The 17,949-nt window shown below is 37.6% G+C and carries 15 protein-coding genes and 1 tRNA gene; 6 read left to right on the top strand and 10 right to left on the bottom strand.

Features of this window, described 5'->3' with window-relative positions; all coding sequences use genetic code 11:
• The first annotated feature begins 84 nt into the window (after positions 1 to 84).
• Positions 85 to 1,215: a DUF389 domain-containing protein gene (locus MKX14_RS00250; protein ID WP_108011565.1), complete on the top strand. Its 1,131-nt coding sequence runs from the start codon at positions 85 to 87 to the stop codon at positions 1,213 to 1,215.
• 78 nt (positions 1,216 to 1,293) lie between these two features.
• Here MKX14_RS00250 and plpA read toward each other — a convergent pair whose 3' ends face one another.
• From plpA to greB, 3 genes are all read right to left on the bottom strand, one after another.
• Complete coding sequence (plpA, locus tag MKX14_RS00245) at positions 1,294 to 2,166, bottom strand: MetQ/NlpA family ABC transporter substrate-binding protein (RefSeq protein WP_046813551.1); 873 nt, start codon at positions 2,164 to 2,166, stop codon at positions 1,294 to 1,296.
• A gap of 436 nt (positions 2,167 to 2,602) precedes the next feature.
• Positions 2,603 to 2,692: transfer RNA gene (locus MKX14_RS00240), tRNA-Ser, on the bottom strand.
• A gap of 89 nt (positions 2,693 to 2,781) precedes the next feature.
• Entirely contained in the window at positions 2,782 to 3,276 is a 495-nt protein-coding gene (greB, locus tag MKX14_RS00235; protein WP_002118865.1) for a transcription elongation factor GreB, read from the bottom strand.
• Positions 3,277 to 3,647: 371 nt separating this feature from the next.
• On the opposite strand from greB, the gene yfhD reads away from it, so the two are divergent.
• Entirely contained in the window at positions 3,648 to 4,760 is a 1,113-nt protein-coding gene (yfhD, locus tag MKX14_RS00230) for a transglycosylase SLT domain-containing protein (RefSeq protein WP_240281486.1), read from the top strand.
• Between the two features lie 90 nt (positions 4,761 to 4,850).
• Here yfhD and MKX14_RS00225 read toward each other — a convergent pair whose 3' ends face one another.
• Both MKX14_RS00225 and ttcA read right to left on the bottom strand, forming a co-directional pair.
• Positions 4,851 to 5,234, bottom strand: a complete 384-nt coding sequence (locus MKX14_RS00225) for an SCP2 sterol-binding domain-containing protein (RefSeq protein ID WP_002118641.1) — start codon at positions 5,232 to 5,234, stop codon at positions 4,851 to 4,853.
• Positions 5,235 to 5,438: 204 nt separating this feature from the next.
• Complete coding sequence (ttcA, locus tag MKX14_RS00220; protein WP_002118895.1) at positions 5,439 to 6,344, bottom strand: tRNA 2-thiocytidine(32) synthetase TtcA; 906 nt, start codon at positions 6,342 to 6,344, stop codon at positions 5,439 to 5,441.
• Between the two features lie 505 nt (positions 6,345 to 6,849).
• Between ttcA and MKX14_RS00215 the strand changes: the two genes are divergently transcribed.
• Both MKX14_RS00215 and htpX read left to right on the top strand, forming a co-directional pair.
• Positions 6,850 to 7,710, top strand: coding sequence for a lytic transglycosylase domain-containing protein (locus MKX14_RS00215; protein ID WP_240281485.1), 861 nt, complete (start codon positions 6,850 to 6,852; stop codon positions 7,708 to 7,710).
• Between the two features lie 258 nt (positions 7,711 to 7,968).
• Positions 7,969 to 8,874, top strand: coding sequence for a protease HtpX (gene htpX / locus MKX14_RS00210; protein ID WP_016146201.1), 906 nt, complete (start codon positions 7,969 to 7,971; stop codon positions 8,872 to 8,874).
• A gap of 48 nt (positions 8,875 to 8,922) precedes the next feature.
• On the opposite strand, the gene MKX14_RS00205 is transcribed toward htpX, so the two are convergent.
• Both MKX14_RS00205 and MKX14_RS00200 read right to left on the bottom strand, forming a co-directional pair.
• Positions 8,923 to 9,498: a DUF4112 domain-containing protein gene (locus tag MKX14_RS00205; RefSeq protein ID WP_060464891.1), complete on the bottom strand. Its 576-nt coding sequence runs from the start codon at positions 9,496 to 9,498 to the stop codon at positions 8,923 to 8,925.
• 72 nt (positions 9,499 to 9,570) lie between these two features.
• Positions 9,571 to 12,666 (bottom strand): multidrug efflux RND transporter permease subunit, encoded by a 3,096-nt coding sequence (locus MKX14_RS00200; protein ID WP_240281484.1) that lies wholly within the window; start codon positions 12,664 to 12,666, stop codon positions 9,571 to 9,573.
• A gap of 263 nt (positions 12,667 to 12,929) precedes the next feature.
• On the opposite strand from MKX14_RS00200, the gene glpQ reads away from it, so the two are divergent.
• Positions 12,930 to 14,072: a glycerophosphodiester phosphodiesterase gene (gene glpQ / locus MKX14_RS00195; protein WP_240281483.1), complete on the top strand. Its 1,143-nt coding sequence runs from the start codon at positions 12,930 to 12,932 to the stop codon at positions 14,070 to 14,072.
• 46 nt (positions 14,073 to 14,118) lie between these two features.
• Here glpQ and MKX14_RS00190 read toward each other — a convergent pair whose 3' ends face one another.
• Entirely contained in the window at positions 14,119 to 15,081 is a 963-nt protein-coding gene (locus MKX14_RS00190) for an MBL fold metallo-hydrolase (protein WP_046813449.1), read from the bottom strand.
• A gap of 106 nt (positions 15,082 to 15,187) precedes the next feature.
• On the opposite strand from MKX14_RS00190, the gene MKX14_RS00185 reads away from it, so the two are divergent.
• Positions 15,188 to 15,562, top strand: a complete 375-nt coding sequence (locus tag MKX14_RS00185) for a diacylglycerol kinase (RefSeq protein ID WP_002118962.1) — start codon at positions 15,188 to 15,190, stop codon at positions 15,560 to 15,562.
• Positions 15,563 to 15,734: 172 nt separating this feature from the next.
• On the opposite strand, the gene groL is transcribed toward MKX14_RS00185, so the two are convergent.
• Positions 15,735 to 17,369, bottom strand: a complete 1,635-nt coding sequence (gene groL, locus MKX14_RS00180; protein WP_002120607.1) for a chaperonin GroEL — start codon at positions 17,367 to 17,369, stop codon at positions 15,735 to 15,737.
• A gap of 58 nt (positions 17,370 to 17,427) precedes the next feature.
• Positions 17,428 to 17,718 carry a co-chaperone GroES gene (gene groES / locus MKX14_RS00175; RefSeq protein ID WP_002120604.1) on the bottom strand — a complete coding sequence of 97 codons (291 nt, stop codon included), beginning with the start codon at positions 17,716 to 17,718 and terminating at the stop codon, positions 17,428 to 17,430.
• Positions 17,719 to 17,949: the final 231 nt, after the last annotated feature.

Genomic DNA, 17,949 nt, shown 5'->3' with positions numbered 1-17,949 from the left:
CTTATTAAATTTAGAAAAACTTGATTTCTCTCTATTTTTTTAATAATAAAGTTTAATAAATAAACTACCAAATAGAATTTAGATATGGAAAAAAAAGATGATGCTACAATCATTGTAGAAGAAAAATCCGGTCACCAAAAATACGAAGTTCTAAAAGAAAAACTGAGGTATAAACAGGCGCTTAGAGCAAATACAAAAAAAATTGATCACAAAAATGTCCGCTTAAATATTCAAGCAGATGCTTTACCCAGTAAGACATTTTTTATAATGAATGCGCTTGCAGCGATCATAGCAGGATATGGTCTTCTCGCAGATTCATCCGCTGTAGTTATTGGTGCAATGCTAGTCGCAATGATGCTTGGCCCCATTTCAGGAATAGCTCTGTCATTCATTGATAATAGATGGATTTTATTTAGAACATCATTCTTAACTCTTATTTTAGGCTTAGTAATGATTTATTCGATTGGTATTATTTTGGGACTCATTAATATAAATATACCAATTACTGGCGAAATTTTAGCTAGAACACAACCTACTATAATGGACCTCATGATTGCTCTTGCAGGTGGAGCAGCAGGCGCTTTCGCCTCTATATCACCACGACTTTCTGTTGCTGTTGTAGGTGTGGCTGTGGCAACCGCTTTAGTTCCACCGTTAGTTGCAAGTGGTATCTTAGTTGCTCATTTAGAATGGAAAAGTGCTGCAAATGCACTGATTTTAGCTATAACAAATATTATTGCCATTCAAGTTAGTTCTTCACTGGTGTTGTGGATTGCCGGTTTTCGCCGAGGTTCTGATACTGAAGTGAAAAGTAATGTCTTCGAATTTATAAAAAGAAATATAGTTAGCTTATTCTTTTTAGTGGGTTTAGCGGTTTATTTAACATTCAATTTTACACATATGCTAAATAAACAATTTTATGAAAATAAAGTAAAATCAAATGTTAATGCATTTTTTAATATTAACAATAATGTTGTCGATACAATTCAGTTCGATAAACGGAATACTTTTACTCTCGTTCGTATAGTAATTCGAGGAGATACTCCTCCAACAGCATCTGATATTAAAAGACTTAATCAATTGTTACCAAAAGATTCAAATAAAAAATCTACTATTGCTCAAATTAGATTTATTCCAGTAGAGATAATTGAAGCACCAAACAGTCCAAATAATACAGTGATTCAATATAAAGAAGCAGAACGTTTAGTTAAATAAAATATCCCAATAGGAAAAAAGCTAAGCCCGACAACTAGGACTTAGCTTTAAAAAAATAGTTTAAAATCAAATAATTACTTACTTAACATCCTCAAATTCAGAAACAGGTTTGTTTACTTCAACTTTTGTTCCACCGAATTTATCGCTCACAAACTTTTGAACTTTAGGTAAGTGGTAAAGTTCACCAAGTTTGGTATAGATCGGGTCATTTTTCTTCGCTTCAGCCACACCTAACAAATTCACATAAAGCTTTGTAGACTGATCAATAGGTTCACGGAAGATAGAATCCTTCATTACATTTAAGCCACCCTCAAGTGCCAATGTATTACCCAATACAATTGCATCTACATCATCTTTAACACGGACTGCTGTAGTCATTTGAATTGGTTTTAATTGCAAATTTTTAGGGTTTTCAGCAATGTCATTAGTCGTCCCTTTTACAGGATCAAAGTTCGGCTTAAGTTTAATCAGATTCGCAGACTGCAATAAAGTTAATGCACGAGCTTCATTGGCAGTATCGTTTGGAATCGCAATGGTCGCGCCTTGTGGGAACTCTTCAACAGATTTAACTTTATTTGCATAAATACCCATTGGTTCTAAGTAAGTTGTGGCAACAGCAGCAACTTTAGCCTTATTTGAAGCATTATAAGCTGCCAAATAGTTAAATGACTGGAATGCATTTACATCTTGTTCACCATTTGCAACTGATGTATTAAGCACAACATAGTCAGTCAGATTGGTCACTTCAAGTTTAATACCAGCTTCTTTAGTTTCAGGAAGCGTCGCAACATATTTCCACACATCAGTATCCGAACCTGTTGAAACTAGTTTAATTGTTCGAACTGACTCAGTTTTGTTTTCAGCTGTATTTTCAGTTTGCGCAGGTTGTTTGCTACATGCCGACAGTGTGAGAACAGATGCGCCGAACAGGACACTAAATAATTTTTTCATAAATACATCCTAAAATAGGAAATGCTTACTCTACAAAATAGAGAGACATTCCTAACCATTGGGTCAAAATACAATATTTGGCTGGAAGTAATTTCCAGATATATAAGGGTTTAGAAGCCTGAATTCAGCCTTATTTCTTCCTTGATCTTGCTCGCTGAACAATAGAATCACGTTTTGAATCAGTTTCTAAATATTGGATCATCATATATCAATAAGTGAATATTCTACAAATAACTTGTTCGATTCTGATATATAGTGAATTAATTGATAAGGCATTGAAAATAAAAAAAATATTAATTTCAATTAAAATGTATACTTATTTGATTTATATGAAATTTTAAGAATTTGATAGCAGGATTTAAGCAAAATAATATAGTATTTTAAATTATTAGATATAAAAAAAGCCCTTGTCATAAACAAGGGCTTTTAAAGAATTTGGCGGAAGCGGTGAGATTCGAACTCACGGAGGACTCACACCCTCGTCGGTTTTCAAGACCGGTGCATTAAACCGCTCTGCCACGCTTCCAACGAGCGCTATAATATAAATAAAATTTGAAGTTGGCAAATCTTTTATTTAATTTTTAATTCAACCGCTCAAAATAAACACAAATCTATTTAAATTTCTGAGTTTTCCGTCTTTTCATAGCGAATTGTATTGATATACCATAGCTTTTTTCCAGATGGCGTGTGTACTTCAATCTCATCATCGACTTCTTTGCCTAGCAATGCGCGAGCCATAGGTGACTCAATAGAGATATGTTGAGGGTGATGATCATAAATTTCATCAATTCCAACAATACGTAAAGTTTTTTGCTCACCTTCTTCGTTTTCAATCTCGACCCAAGCACCAAAGTAAACTTTGCCGTCTTGCTCAGGTGAGTAATCAACGATTTTTAATTCTTCTAAGCGTTTTCCTAAATAACGTACACGTCGATCAATTTTTCTGAGGAGCTGCTTATTATATTGATAATCCGCGTTTTCACTGCGGTCACCTAAGCTTGCAGCCCAGTTTACTTTTTTGGTGATTTCCGGTCGTTCTTCATGCCAAAGTTGTTTTAATTCAGCAACTAATTTGTCATGCCCTGACCGAGTGATTAAGTTAGATTTCATGATAAAAAACCACTGTTCAACAACATATCGCTTACAAGATGTAGCATTTTATACCCTATTTTCTCACATCAGAAGTGTATAAATTTTCTTCCTTAAGAAATTCATGTGTTTATGATGATATATCGAAGTTTTAATTGTACAAAATTTGACATTACTTTTTTTCAATATTATGATGCGCGCAGTTTAAATGTTGAGCATTTTTTAACCCATTCGAAAACTATGTAGATTTTCTACACAGTTTGTTTTTTCATTTCATGTCATTTTGAATGACGTCATGACTGCCCACCCCTTATTGAATTTATCAACTTTTAGAAGTTATGGCAGCTTTTTGTCTGACTTTTAGGGCATAAATTATCTGTAGCGGAGACAACATGCACAGTAATTCAAGTTCTGGGTCGAGGCTTTGCCTTAACTCTTTATTTTCTTCTCTCCCGTTAAAAGCTCTTGCACTCAGTACTATGTTTTTTCCATTTCATAGTCTTAATGCAGGAAAAACCCTACAGTACAATACTGTAGTTAACACAAACACTTTAACTGTTGTTGCGGTAGAAAGTCCGACAACCGTTTTCAAAGAAGATCAGTTTTTACACGGTTTTGGTTACGACTTAGCACGTAACTATGCACAGAACCTAAATGTAAAGCTGGACTTTAAAATCGTGGCAGACAATGCCACTGCACTTAGATGGGTTCAGCAAGGTAAAGCAAACTTTGCGATGACTACAGCGGGTTTAAGCACAATCGAAAACAAAGGTTTAATGTCGTTTTCTGCAAGTTGTGGTGACACAGCAAATTTGCAAAAAAATGGCTTAAATCCTGAGTTAAGTTGGGTATTTAAACAGGCTGATGACCCACTCACACAGACCGCCAGCGGCTTTGTATGCCAAAGTAAGCAAAATGGTGTGACCCAACAGCTTGCCTCTTTTTATAACCGCAATGTGGTGAAACCAGAAGCATGGTCAACCATTCAACGTGACTTAAGCACACGTTTACCGATTTACAAAGCGAGCTTTAAGCAAAGCGCAGCGAAGTATGATCTAGATTGGCATTTACTTGCCGCAATTGGTTATCAAGAATCATATTTAAAGCCAGAATCTGTTTCTCCTACAGGTGTTCGCGGCTTAATGATGTTAACCAATAGCACTGCTCGAGCAATGGGTGTAAGTAATCGTAGCGATCCTGCTCAGAGTATTCAGGGCGGCGCGAAGTATTACGATCTGATGCTAACCGAATTTGATAATATTCCGTTCCCTGATCGGAACTGGTATGCACTTGTAGCCTATAACATGGGACCAGGCGCGGTCGGTCAGATTCAGAAGCGTTTGAAATCTCAAGGGAAGGATCCGAATAAATGGGTCAATCTCTATGACTATTTGCAAAGCAATAAAACGCGAAATGGTCGATATAAGCAAGCAGTTCAATATGTCACTCGTATCCGTGCTTATCTTGAACATATCAAAACGGCGCAAACACGAATCAATATCTAATTTTTATTTTTAAAAGTTGATAAATTCTTTGTTTGTACAAATAAAAAGCTTACCTCTTTGGGTAAGCTTTTTATTTGAATTCTTTTAGATTTAAGCAGTATGCTCTAATACTTTCTTAAACAAATCTTTTTGTTCTTGGCTTGGCTTAGCTGTTTGTAAAGCCATTAATTGAGACATGTCGCCTTGAACTTTAATTTTACCAGTCATGAATGCCTGCATAGCAGCAGCCATATCAAACTCTAAGAATACTTTACGTAAAGTTTCAGCATCCATATTTAAAGTTGTTTTGGCATTTGAAGACAAACCTTTTTGGATTTTACCCCCATCTAAAGCTAACTCGGTATTTCCAGAAGCATCTGTAACCACTAAATTAATTGCCAAGTTCGCAAGAGCGGGCGGCAAATTAAGATCACCTGCTTCAGCAGTTAATTTTTCGACAGTCGCAAACCAATCTTCAGTTAAAAATGCAGGCATGATTCTTCCTCAAATTTATTTGTTCAATTTCTCTGGTTGTCTATCCAGACAACATCATGTGAAGCAATTCTGCTTGTGGCTTGTTATAGCATGTAATTTAAATTTTGGGCTATGACTTTTTGTACGGAACATTCATTTTTTAGTATTTTGATACATTAAAGGCACTTATTTATAAAGTGCCTTTAACATTCTTTATGCTAGCGTTTATTCAGCAGCAAAGCTTAAGTTCACGACATCTAAACGGTTCTTAAGCTCTTCCGGATCTTTAATATCCAACTCGCGTTGAGAGTCTAGAGCCTCGAAATCGAACAGCTCACGGTCCGCTAACTGAGATGGAGATACGTTCTGCAACGCACCGAAAATGCTGTGTAAGCGCTTCGGATATTGTTTATCCCATTCACGTAGCATTTCATTAAGCATGGCACGCTGTAGGTTTTCCTGCGAACCACAAAGGTTACATGGAATGATTGGGAACTGACGAATCTCGGCATATTTAATAATGTCTTTTTCTTCAACATATGCCAAAGGACGAATCAAAATGTTCTTTTTATCTGACGATAAAAGCTTTGGAGGCATCGCCTTCAAGCTACCGCCATGGAACAAATTCAAGAAGAATGTTGCAATGATGTCATCACGGTGGTGACCTAACGCAACTTTAGTCGCACCAATCTCTTGTGCAAAGCCATATAAAGAACCACGGCGTAAACGTGAACACACTGCACAGTAGGTTTTACCTTCAGGTGTTAAGCGTTTAGTAATGGTATAGGTATCTTTTTCTAAAATGTAATATGGAATGTTGTTCTCTTCCATATAACGAGGCAAAACATCTTCAGGAAAGCCTGGTTGTTTTTGGTCAAGGTTAACCGCAACCACCTCAAAATTGATTGGTGCAATACGCTTAAACTGCAACAAAATATCGAGCAAGGTATAACTGTCTTTACCACCAGACACACACACCATGACCTTATCGCCATCTTCAATCATATTGAAGTCACGAATAGCATGCCCAACTTGACGGCGAAGCTTCTTGAGCAAACGGTAATAGGCCGAGCTTGTTGGAAGTTCAGGCTTAAAATTAAATCCCTGATTGGACTCAACTGGCGCGTACATAGACGAGATATACCCATAAATAAAAATACCGCGCAATTTTATATGATTCAGAAGAGAATCGCATCAAAAGAATAGTTTCAATTCTTGAAGTCGTCACATTGCTCGTGCATGATGCAAAAGACACACTCTAATTTTGACTATAGCGTTCAAATTTTGTGCAAAATGCTTACTTTTTGGACTTTTCCACAGTTTTCCACAAAACCTGTGGATAAAATTGTGGATTTCTTCGTACTTGACAAACTGTTTTGGCCTTCTGTTAAGGGTTTTCTTTAAATTGATCATTTTTTAACCAATGTTTTTTATTATTAACAATCAATAAGTTAACCATGTCAATAGAATCATTTTAAAAAAAAATTTTAATTTTTTTTGATGAGCATTCGAACAAATCAGCTTGATTTTTTGAAAGAGTCGAAATAAAAAAAATTACACAAATCTTCTTTAAGTAATATTTTTTGATAAACTCTTTTGCAAGTTTTGAGTACCTAAAAATTGTGAATAACATAAAATGAAAAATTCGGTTCAATTTATTGTCTCTTGTTTGCTGGGGATGACCACTTTTGCGGTCGGCATAACTTCGAGTTCAGCAGGTCAAATGTATATTTACCAAGATAAAAACGGTAGTACATTGCTCACCAACCGAAAAAGCTATGACCAATCTCTAAAAAAAGTAAAAGTAACCTATTATCCCGATAGCAATATTCACAACTATACAAACTGGGGAGCATCTGAAGCTTCTGTTCTGCCAAGCTACAATAAGAATAAAAATGCTTTCGACCATATTATTAGACAAGCTGCACAACAACATGGTGTTTCAGAAGGTCTAATTAAAGCCGTTATGCACACCGAGTCAGGATTTAACGTAAGAGCCCGTTCGCCAGTAGGTGCTCAAGGCTTAATGCAGCTAATGCCTGCGACTGCACGTCGTTTTAATGTCTCTAACGCTTATGACCCGCAACAAAATATTTTTGCTGGGGCCAAATATTTAAGCTGGTTGCTTAAGCGTTTTAATGGAAACACACAAATGGCACTTGCAGCTTACAATGCAGGTGAAGGTAATGTCGATAAATATGGTGGCATCCCGCCTTTCCGTGAAACACAAGATTACGTGCGCCGTGTCACAAGTCGCTATCAAAACCTATATGCATCGGGTGCAGGCCTTTCATCTTTTACGAATAGTTCAGCACAAACTGTAACTCATTCTTCTAATTTGGCAGAGAATACAACAGCTCAAATCAGGGCTCAATCACCGAAATATTCATCTTCTCGTCAAATCGTAACTTTATCTGACGGCACCTATACAGATGCACCAACGGGTACTTATGTCACCAACAATGCCACTGCAATTGCCCATATACGAATTGAATAAATAATGAAGAAGAATAGTTACCAACAGTTCTATTCAACCGATTCTCTGTGTTTTAAATTGTAATGATCTATTACCTGATCTTTACCATTTTGATGAATTTAGCCAATTATTCTTTAAATTTAGGTACATTCTGCTACGTGAAAGAATGTATCAATTCCTTATTTTTTTCTTGAATTTTTCTCCTAAGCCCCGCATATTAGCTGCATGATTTAGAGTTTATAAATCAGATAACATTTTATTTATAAGAGGATTTTCTCAATGATGCGGATTGGTTTGTTTTTGCTTACCAACCTCGCGGTACTGGTTGTAGCTGGCATTATTTTGTCACTCTTCGGTGTCGGTAGTTACCATGGCGCGGGTGGCTTGAATCTAGGCAACCTTTTAGTGATCTGTTTTGTGTTTGGTATGGTGGGATCTTTAATCTCGTTATTCATGTCAAAATGGATGGCTAAGAAAACGACTGGTACAGAACTGATCGACCCGAATGCTCCTCGTAACCAAGCTGAAAGCTGGTTATTGCAAACAGTCGCTGAACTTTCTCAACGTGCTGGTATTAACATGCCAGAGGTTGGTATTTTTCCATCATATCAATCCAATGCCTTTGCAACGGGCTGGAACAAAAATGATGCCTTAGTTGCCGTTTCCACTGGCTTACTTGAGCGTATGAACAAAGATGAGCTACGTGCTGTGCTTGCGCACGAGATTGGTCACGTTGCGAATGGTGACATGGTTACCCTAGCGCTCATCCAAGGTGTTGTAAACGCCTTTGTTATGTTCTTTGCTCGTGTCGTTGGTGACTTTATCGACCGTAATGTCTTTGGTCGTCAAGACGATGAAGCCCCTGGTATGGGTTACTTCATTATTACCATCGTATTGGATATCGTCTTTGGTATTCTCGCGTCTGCCATTGTGATGTGGTTCTCTCGTTATCGTGAATACCGTGCTGATGAAGCAGGTGCACGTTTAGCAGGTAAACAAGCAATGATTTCTGCATTATTACGTCTACAAGCTGAGACAGAAATGCCAGATCAAATGCCAAAAGAAATGAAAGCCTTCGCAATTGCGGAAGGTAAAGAACAAGGTTTCAGCTTAGCTGCTTTGTTCCAAACCCACCCAACAATTGAACAGCGTGTGGCAGCTTTACATCAATTAGATTGTCCATAAAACGTTTAATGTAAAAATAAAGCCTCCAAATGGAGGCTTTATTTTTTATTACATGGTTTGATAGAGACCCCAAAGGTAACTTGCACCCCACCACACAGCTAAGCCAATTAAAAGGAGTACTAATGCACCTACTAAATCGGGAATATGCAACCATAACCAACTGACAACAGGATTACGCCAGAAAGCTGAGTTCTGCTGCTTCTTTTCGAGCTTTTCATGTAAGTACGGATGAACGACATGAATATCACTCTGAATCGCATATTCTTCGCGTATATGCGTGTGCACTACATCTAATGCTTTTCGACTTGGTCTTATAAAAATATCAAAAATAGTCCCAGCCACAGGAACAAAACCTACTACAGCATCTACAACAGCGAGTTTGATGACTGGCGTTAGCTTATGTTGAGGCACACCAATTTGTTTAGCTTTATAGATGGCATAACAGGTTAATGCGAAACCAGCGACGTCACCGGCAATCGGAATAGTACTTAGTGCAGCATCGGCACCAATACCCTGCTTTGTAAAAGGAATACGAACCGCACTATCCATCATGGTTGCAAACTTGGCCAGATCTCGTTCTAGTGCGATGACTTGTTGCTCTGTTAATTTTTTTTCTTGAGGCATTTAAATCAAATATACAAAGAGAAGTTAATCTTAATATACTTGATTTGATGCCTTTTTTTAAATTGTTTACTTTTAACTAGTAGCTTTCGATCTAAACAGCGAACGCAGTAACACGTACATGACTGGAATAAAGAAAAGAACCAGTACTGTACCAAACATAACGCCGCCTAAAATACTAATGCCGATTTCTTGACGGCTTACAGCTCCTGCACCTTGTGCAAACACAAGAGGAATTACACCTGCACCAAAAGCCAAAGATGTCATTAAAATCGGTCTTAAACGTAAGCTCGCGCCTTCTAAAGCTGCCTGAATGGCACTCTTACCTTTTTCCTGAGCCAAAGCGGCAAACTCAACAATTAAAATTGCATTTTTACAAGACAATCCAATTGTGGTTAATAGCGCAATTTGAAAATACACATCATTTGGGAGACCAAAAATATAAGAGAAAATGATATTTCCTCCTACACCAAGCGGAATAGAGGTCATCACCGCAGCCGGAATGCTCAAGCTTTCATAGAGTGCAGCTAAACATAAGAAGATAAAGCCTGCTGAGATTAAATATAACCAGACGGCCTGATTTGTCGACTTCTGCTCTTCAAAAGATAGACCTGTCCACGCTAAGCCAACATCCTTTTGCTGATTTACAAGTTGTTCAACATCTTTCATGGCCTGACCCGAGCTGCTACCACTTGCAACATCGGCTTGTAACTGCAAGGCACTATAACCCATATAGCGTTTTACGATTTCAGGAGCACCGCCCCAACTGAAATTAGCAAATGAGCTAAAAGGTACCATTTCATTTTGGTTATTACGTACAGACCAATTATATAAATCTTCCGGTTTTGATCTGAACTGCGCATCACCTTGAATCATAACGCGCTTGATACGACCACGGTCAATAAAGTCATTTACATACGTTCCACCCCATGCACTCGATAAGGTGTTGTTAATCGCGGGTAGTTCTAATCCATTTGCTAATGCTTGTTTCTGATCAATTTTGATATTGAGGTTTGCTTTACTGTTAGTAGATTGCTTATCAAAGTTTTCAAAACTTGAATAGCTTTTACTCTGCGTTTGCAACTGACGGAACGTGTTATCTAGAAAATCTTGTCCTTGCCCATTTAAATCTTGAATCCATAAATCCAGACCATCGGTTTGACCCAAACCATTGACTGAAGCGGGTAAAGTCACATTAATTTGTGCATTCCTAAATTGACTAAAATATTTCATCGCACGCTTTTGTATAGCGTCAGCCGAATTTTCCTTACCTGTACGTACATCCCAAGGTTTTAAGGCAATAAATCCCTGAGCCAAGTTCTGGCCTGTACCAGAATAATTTCGGCCATAGCGAATCAAAACCAGATCCACATTCTTATCTTCTTGAGTTAAGAAATATTGACGGACTTGTTCTCCAATTTTTTGACTTTGAGAGATTGGCGCACTATCAACAAGCTTAATTTGAACGCTCAAAATGCCTTGGTCTTCTTTAGGAATAAATCCACTTTTTAAACCACTATAGAACAGTGCAAAAACAGCAATCAAAGCCACAAAAATTACGATAACCGATTTACTGTAGCGAATGCTTGTTTGGACGATCTTGATATATTGATTTTTAAGTTGATCAATTTTTTTGTTAAACCAAACTGCCCAGCGCATAGGCTCCGGATTCGGTTTTAAAATTAAGGCACATAAAGCAGGTGTTAAGACTAATGCCACAACGAGTGATAACGCCATAGCGGCAACTAAGGTAATGGAAAACTGACGGTAAATCACGCCAATTGAACCACCTAAAAACGACATTGGAATAAAAACAGCAGTTAAAACCAATGTAATTCCGACTAAGGCACCACTAATTTCTCCCATCGACTCAATGGCTGCTTCTTTTGGTGTTAAATGCTGTTCATGCATGAGCCGCTCAACATTCTCAACCACTACAATCGCATCATCTACAAGCAAACCAATCGCGAGCACTAATGCAAACAGCGTTAAGGTGTTAATACTAAAACCGAGTACATATAAAACAGCAAAAGTTCCCAAAATAACAACAGGAACAGTAATACTTGGAATGAGTGTAGCGCGCCAGCTTTGCAAGAATAGGAACATCACCAAAATAACTAAAATAATGGCTTCAATAAGCGTCTTTACAACTTCCTTAATAGACTCTTGAACAAACGGCGTATTATCTCGTGGATAAACAATTTTATAACCAGCAGGTAGCTTCGTTCTAAGCTGATCTAAAGTTTGATGGATGAGTTTAGAGGTCTGAATTGCGTTTGCACCAGAAGATAGTGAAATGCCTAAACCAGCAGCCGGATAACCATTAATAGTGTTAAAAGACTGATAATTTTCTGCACCTAACTCGACTCTAGCAATATCTTTTAAGTAGACATAGCTCGCTGTTTGATTTGCTTTCACTACAATATTTTTAAAATCTTCGACTGTTTTTAGTCGAGACCCTGCGGTGACTTTAGTATTTAAATATTGTCCATCAATGACAGGTAAATCACCGATTGCACCTGCGGCAACTTGTGTATTTTGAGCAGTGATTGCATTCGCTACATCACTTGGCATTAAATTATATTGTTTTAATTTCTCTGGATTTAGCCAGATTCGCATAGCATATTGCGAACCGAAAACATCTGACTCACCCACCCCTTCAATACGGTTCAGGTCATCTACCACATGCGTAGTTAAATAGTCCGATAGCTCAATATTGCCCGATTTACCTGTAGAGTCATATAAACCTACCACCATAAAAGTATCGCCGAGTGACTTACTCACGGTCACCCCTTGGCGTTGTACTTCATCGGGTAAACGTCTTATGACGCCACTAATACTATTTTGTACTTGGACCTGTGCTGTATCTGGATTTGTTCCATTATCAAAACTAATGGTAATTCGGCTACGTCCAGATGAATCACTGGTAGAGCTGAAATAAAGTAAATTATCAATACCTTGTATTTGTTGTTCTAAAATCTGAGTAACACTTTGCTCAACCGTTTGCGCATCCGCACCACTATAACTTGCCGAGACTGTAATTTTAGGAGGGGCAATATCAGGATAGCGCTCTACGGGTAAATTCAGCACCGAGAAAATACCAAATGCCATAACAATAATTGCTAGTACACTGGCAAAAATGGGACGCTGAATAAAAAATTTAGATAGCATGGTTGCTCAGAATTAGGTCGTCAATTAACAGATGGCAATACCAAATTTGCCCTTTTGATCATCAACGAGCGATATAAAAAAGACAAGTAGAATTAACACAATAAATGCAATTAGAACAAAAACAAAGCAAGAACTGGCATTTCCTACAAACCCATAAACAAGGTTTTAATAAGTGTCACTGAAAATTCATGAATTCTTCATGATCACGTCAAGTTCAATCATCAGACTAAATACGTTTCGACTAAAACAATATGAGTAGAATTATGTTTAAAAGAGCACTTTTATGCTTAAGTTTAATTAGCTTGGTTGGTTGTAATGATGACGATAAAACTGAAAACTCACCAACCACACCAGAATATCAACTTCCAAAAATTTTAGTGGTAGGACATCGCGGCGCGAGCGCTTTGCGTCCTGAACACACATTAGCTTCATATCAAAAAGCGATTGATGATGGTGCAGATTTCATTGAACCTGATCTAGTCTCTACAAAAGATGGCGTATTGGTTACTCGCCATGAAAATGAGATTGGTGGAACAACCAATGTAAGCACTTTAAGCCAGTTTGCAGATCGTAAAACAACAAAAAATATTGATGGTAAAGACTTAACAGGCTGGTTTACAGAAGACTTCACTTTAAGTGAATTACAGCAGCTTAAAGCGCGTGAACGTATTCCAGAGTTCCGACCAGCAAACACAGCCTATAATGATCTTTACCCTGTCCCGACTCTAGAGCAAGTGATTGAACTGGCTGAAGCAAATTATAAGAAAACGGGAAAAATTATTGGTTTATATATTGAAACTAAACATCCGACTTACTTTAAAAACCAGAAACTGGCAATGGAAGATACCCTTCTTAAAACCTTAGCTAAATACGAATATACACGTGATATTGCACCAGTCTATTTACAGTCTTTTGAAGTGAGTAATTTAAAATATTTAAAAGATCAGCTTGATCTTCATAAAACGATTAAACATGCACAAATCATTCAATTATATGACGCTAAAACTTCGCAACCAGCCGACTTCGTTGAATCTGGCGAAACTAAAACTTATGCCGATTTAGCCACAGCACAAGGTTTAAAAGACGTGGCTAAATATGCAAACGGTGTAGGGCCAAGCAAAGGCTATATTCTTAACTTTAATGACAATGGCTCAGTTCAAACGACTTCGTTTATTACTGATGCACATACAGCTGGCTTGAAAGTACATCCTTATACTTTCCGCCCAGAAAATTATTATTTACCAACACCTTTAAAATGTAGTCAAGATAAACCAGCGGAGCGCTGTCCATCTGGTGCTTTAAAAGAGTTTGAAGCCTATTTCAAAGCAGGTGTTGATGGTGTCTTTACAGATGACCCAGCACTTGGCCGTGAAGCCGTTATTAATTTTGAAAAAGCTGCAAAATAAATAAAGTTTCTAATAAAAAAACAGGGCAATAAATGCCCTGTTTTTTTTATTTCTCTACAACATTATCAAAATAGAGCGGGATCCACTGATATTGCTCAGCATTTACTTTATAAACATGGCCAATGCCCGGAAATGGTAAATGTGGTGCGGCCACCCATTGTTGCTTATTTGAAATTTCTGCAAACATTTTTAAACGTGTATTAATCGCCTGCTCAGAATTCACATCAAAATCTACCCCAGTTTTTGGAGCATCAAATTGCAATGAATGTGAGTGGACAATGTCTCCAACAAAAATGATTTGCTGATCATTACTTTTTAAGCGGAAGCTATGATGACCTGGTGTATGACCGCGCGTATCGATTACCTCAAAACCTTGAATGACGTCGCCATCTTTAAATGTCTTGAATGCTTTTTTTGCTTGGTATGGAGCAAGAGCAGTTTTTACGTTTTTAACAGTACCCAAATAATTTTCTTTTTTGTCTGCTGGTACTGTTTTTTCAGAAGCTGGATTTAACCAGTAATCAGCTTCACGCTCATGTGCATATACAGTTGCATTAGGAAATACAGCTTTTCCATTTTGAGCAATACCACACACATGGTCTGGGTGTAGATGAGTAAGTAAGACAGTTTTTACATCAGCAAGCTTATAACCTGCCAATTCAATATTTTTTGCAATCGAACCAAGTTGCGGGCCAAAACAACTTGCTGCACCACTGTCTACAAGCGTTAAACTTTTTCCATCATCAACTAAAAATGCATTTACCGAGGTTTGAATCCCTTTCTCATTAACAGCAGCATATTTAGTTAAGATTTTAGTTTTCTGGGCCTGATTTAAGTTTTTGAATAAATCAGGATTTAAATAAATCGTACCATCAAGCAAAGAAGTTACGCGGTAGTTTCCAAATTGATGGTGATAATATCCTGGTACTTGCGGGGTTGCTGTTGGTTCAGCATAACTTACATGGATGCTTCCAATTGCAAGGCCCAACGCTACACATAATTTTTTCATCTTTTCTTCTCTATTGAGTTATAAAGTCGAAATCTTTAAAAAAGATTTAATAATTTTTTAAGACCCAAATTATATAATGCATGAAAAGTGTCAGAAATATAAGTATATGAATAGCTATTCTCCCTATAAGGGTAAAAGCGGTCTTAAGCGCATACTCAATGCTACGGGCTACTCTATTTCAGGATTTAAAGCAGCTTATAAAAATGAGGCAGCTTTTCGCCAAATTGTTTTGATAAATATTATTTTGATTCCGGTTAGTTTTTTTCTTGATGTGAGCCGTAGTGAACATGTATTACTGATTATTGTATGTCTTTTTGCAATGATCGTTGAGCTATTCAACTCGGCTATTGAGGCTGTGGTTGACCGAGTCTCTCTTGAAAAACATCAGCTTTCTAAAAATGCAAAAGATATGGGAAGTGCTGCCCAATTTGTTGCACTCTCTATCATTGCTATTACATGGTTAATTATTTTATTAGGCTAAAAAAAACCATGCCTACAAGTAAATAAGCATGGTTGTAACAAAAGAGGAACTTCTAGCTGCTGTTCCTGTTTTTAATATAAATAATGGAACTTAATTATTTCTTAAAATTACGTGAAAAATAAAAAAATCCCTGCATAAGCAGGGATTTTTTGGTTAAAGCGTTGATGCGTTATTACATCATGCCGCCCATACCACCCATACCGCCCATATCTGGAACAGCTGGTTTATCTTCAGGAATGTCAGTAATCATACATTCTGTAGTTAACATTAAGCCAGCAACAGAAGCTGCATGCTCAAGTGCAGAGCGAGTTACTTTAGCTGGGTCAAGGATACCCATTTCTAACATATCGCCATATTCACCAGTTGCAGCGTTGTAACCAAAGTTACCTTCACCACCTTTAACTGCATTGATCACTACAGATGGCTCATCACCAGCGTTTGCAACGATTTGACGAAGTGGAGCTTCGATCGCACGACGTAAAATGTTGATACCTGCTGTTTGATCTTCATTAGCGCCTTTTAAGCCATCTAATGCATTAACCGCACGTACTAGAGCAACACCACCACCAGCAACAACACCTTCTTCAACTGCTGCACGAGTTGCATGAAGCGCGTCATCTACACGGTCTTTCTTCTCTTTCATTTCAACTTCAGTTGCTGCACCGATTTTAATTACAGCAACACCGCCTGCTAATTTAGCAACGCGTTCTTGTAATTTTTCACGGTCATATTCTGAAGTAGATTCTTCAATTTGAGCACGGATTTGTTGAACACGCTCAGCAATACCAGCAGCATCACCAGCACCATCAACAATAACAGTGTTTTCTTTAGAAACAGTGATTTTGTGCGCAGTACCTAAATCTTGAAGAGTTGCTTGCTCTAAAGACATACCAACTTCTTCAGAAATAACAGTTGCACCAGTCAAGATTGCGATATCTTGAAGCATTGCTTTACGGCGGTCACCGAAACCAGGAGCTTTAACAGCACACACTTTAATAATACCGCGCATGTTGTTTACAACAAGCGTAGCAAGCGCTTCACCTTCAACATCTTCAGCGATGATAAGAAGTGGTTTACCAGTTTTTGCAACTGCTTCTAAAACAGAAATCAATTCACGGATGTTGCTGATTTTCTTGTCAACAAGAAGGATGAACGGGTTTTCAAGTTCAGCAGTTAAAGTATCTTGCTTGTTTGCGAAGTATGGAGAGATATAACCACGGTCAAACTGCATACCTTCTACAACGTCTAACGCGTCTTCGAAGCCAGAACCCTCTTCTACAGTAATTACGCCTTCTTTACCTACTTTTTCCATCGCTTGAGCGATAAGTTTACCAACAGTAGTATCAGAGTTAGCAGAGATAGAACCTACTTGCTCGATCGCTTTAAAATCGTCAGCTGGTTTTGCATTTGAACGGATATTTTCAACTACAGTTTTTACTGCGATATCGATACCACGTTTTAAATCCATTGGGTTCATGCCTGCAGTTACAGATTTGATCCCTTCATTTAAAATTGCTTGAGCAAGTACAGTTGCAGTTGTAGTACCGTCACCAGCGATGTCGTTAGTTTTGCTAGAAACTTCACGAACAAGTTGAGCACCCATGTTTTCAAACTTGTCTTTTAATGAAATTTCTTTAGCAACCGTTACGCCGTCTTTAGTGATGTGCGGAGCACCGAAAGAACGGTCAATCACTACGTTACGACCTTTAGGGCCTAAAGTCACTTTAACCGCATCTGCAAGTACGTTTACGCCTGCAATCATTTTTGAGCGAGCTGAATCACCAAATTTTACGTCTTTAGCTGACATATTAAACTCCGAATCTTTTTAAATACTGAATCTGATAATGAATTGAGTTATGGATTGATTAGCCTTCCAACACAGCTAAAATGTCTGACTCTTTCATGATTAAGAGTTCTTCACCACTTACTTTCACTGTTGTACCTGCATAAGTACCAAACAATACTTTGTCACCAACTTTAACATCCAAAGCACGTACGCCATTCTCAGTGATTTGACCATTACCTACTGCAATTACTTCACCTTGAGATGGTTTTTCAGCAGCAGAACCTGGAAGTAAAATACCGCCAGCAGTTTTGGTTTCTTCTTCTACGCGACGAATTACAACGCGATCATGTAATGGACGAATGTTGCTCATAATTAACTCCATCAGACTAAGTCTTTTTGATTAATCGTTATTGCTTTAATCCAGAGCAATAACAAAATATTTAGATGTCACTTTTGTGGGGATGAAAAAAAAGGCTTCAAGGGGAAAATGAAAAAAAACTTATCTTTTTTGGTCATTTTTTAACAGGTTGTGAAAAGTTTTTATTAAATTTAAAGCACAAAATAAAAGAGGCTATTTTCATAGCCTCTTTTATAAAGATAA

Origin of the sequence: Acinetobacter pittii, assembly GCF_022449185.1 — a bacterium.
Lineage (GTDB): Bacteria > Pseudomonadota > Gammaproteobacteria > Pseudomonadales > Moraxellaceae > Acinetobacter > Acinetobacter pittii_I.
The sequence above is the reverse complement of the archived record's forward strand: the minus strand, read 5'-3'. Positions and strand labels throughout refer to the sequence as shown.

Coding starts and splice junctions, on each gene's coding strand:
- MKX14_RS00250 (WP_108011565.1), top strand. CDS start 85: ATGGAAAAAAAAGATGATGCTACAATCATTGTAGAAGAAAAATCCGGT.
- plpA (WP_046813551.1), bottom strand. CDS start 2,166: ATGAAAAAATTATTTAGTGTCCTGTTCGGCGCATCTGTTCTCACACTG.
- greB (WP_002118865.1), bottom strand. CDS start 3,276: ATGAAATCTAACTTAATCACTCGGTCAGGGCATGACAAATTAGTTGCT.
- yfhD (WP_240281486.1), top strand. CDS start 3,648: ATGCACAGTAATTCAAGTTCTGGGTCGAGGCTTTGCCTTAACTCTTTA.
- MKX14_RS00225 (WP_002118641.1), bottom strand. CDS start 5,234: ATGCCTGCATTTTTAACTGAAGATTGGTTTGCGACTGTCGAAAAATTA.
- ttcA (WP_002118895.1), bottom strand. CDS start 6,344: ATGTACGCGCCAGTTGAGTCCAATCAGGGATTTAATTTTAAGCCTGAA.
- MKX14_RS00215 (WP_240281485.1), top strand. CDS start 6,850: ATGAAAAATTCGGTTCAATTTATTGTCTCTTGTTTGCTGGGGATGACC.
- htpX (WP_016146201.1), top strand. CDS start 7,969: ATGATGCGGATTGGTTTGTTTTTGCTTACCAACCTCGCGGTACTGGTT.
- MKX14_RS00205 (WP_060464891.1), bottom strand. CDS start 9,498: ATGCCTCAAGAAAAAAAATTAACAGAGCAACAAGTCATCGCACTAGAA.
- MKX14_RS00200 (WP_240281484.1), bottom strand. CDS start 12,666: ATGCTATCTAAATTTTTTATTCAGCGTCCCATTTTTGCCAGTGTACTA.
- glpQ (WP_240281483.1), top strand. CDS start 12,930: ATGTTTAAAAGAGCACTTTTATGCTTAAGTTTAATTAGCTTGGTTGGT.
- MKX14_RS00190 (WP_046813449.1), bottom strand. CDS start 15,081: ATGAAAAAATTATGTGTAGCGTTGGGCCTTGCAATTGGAAGCATCCAT.
- MKX14_RS00185 (WP_002118962.1), top strand. CDS start 15,188: ATGAATAGCTATTCTCCCTATAAGGGTAAAAGCGGTCTTAAGCGCATA.
- groL (WP_002120607.1), bottom strand. CDS start 17,369: ATGTCAGCTAAAGACGTAAAATTTGGTGATTCAGCTCGCTCAAAAATG.
- groES (WP_002120604.1), bottom strand. CDS start 17,718: ATGAGCAACATTCGTCCATTACATGATCGCGTTGTAATTCGTCGCGTA.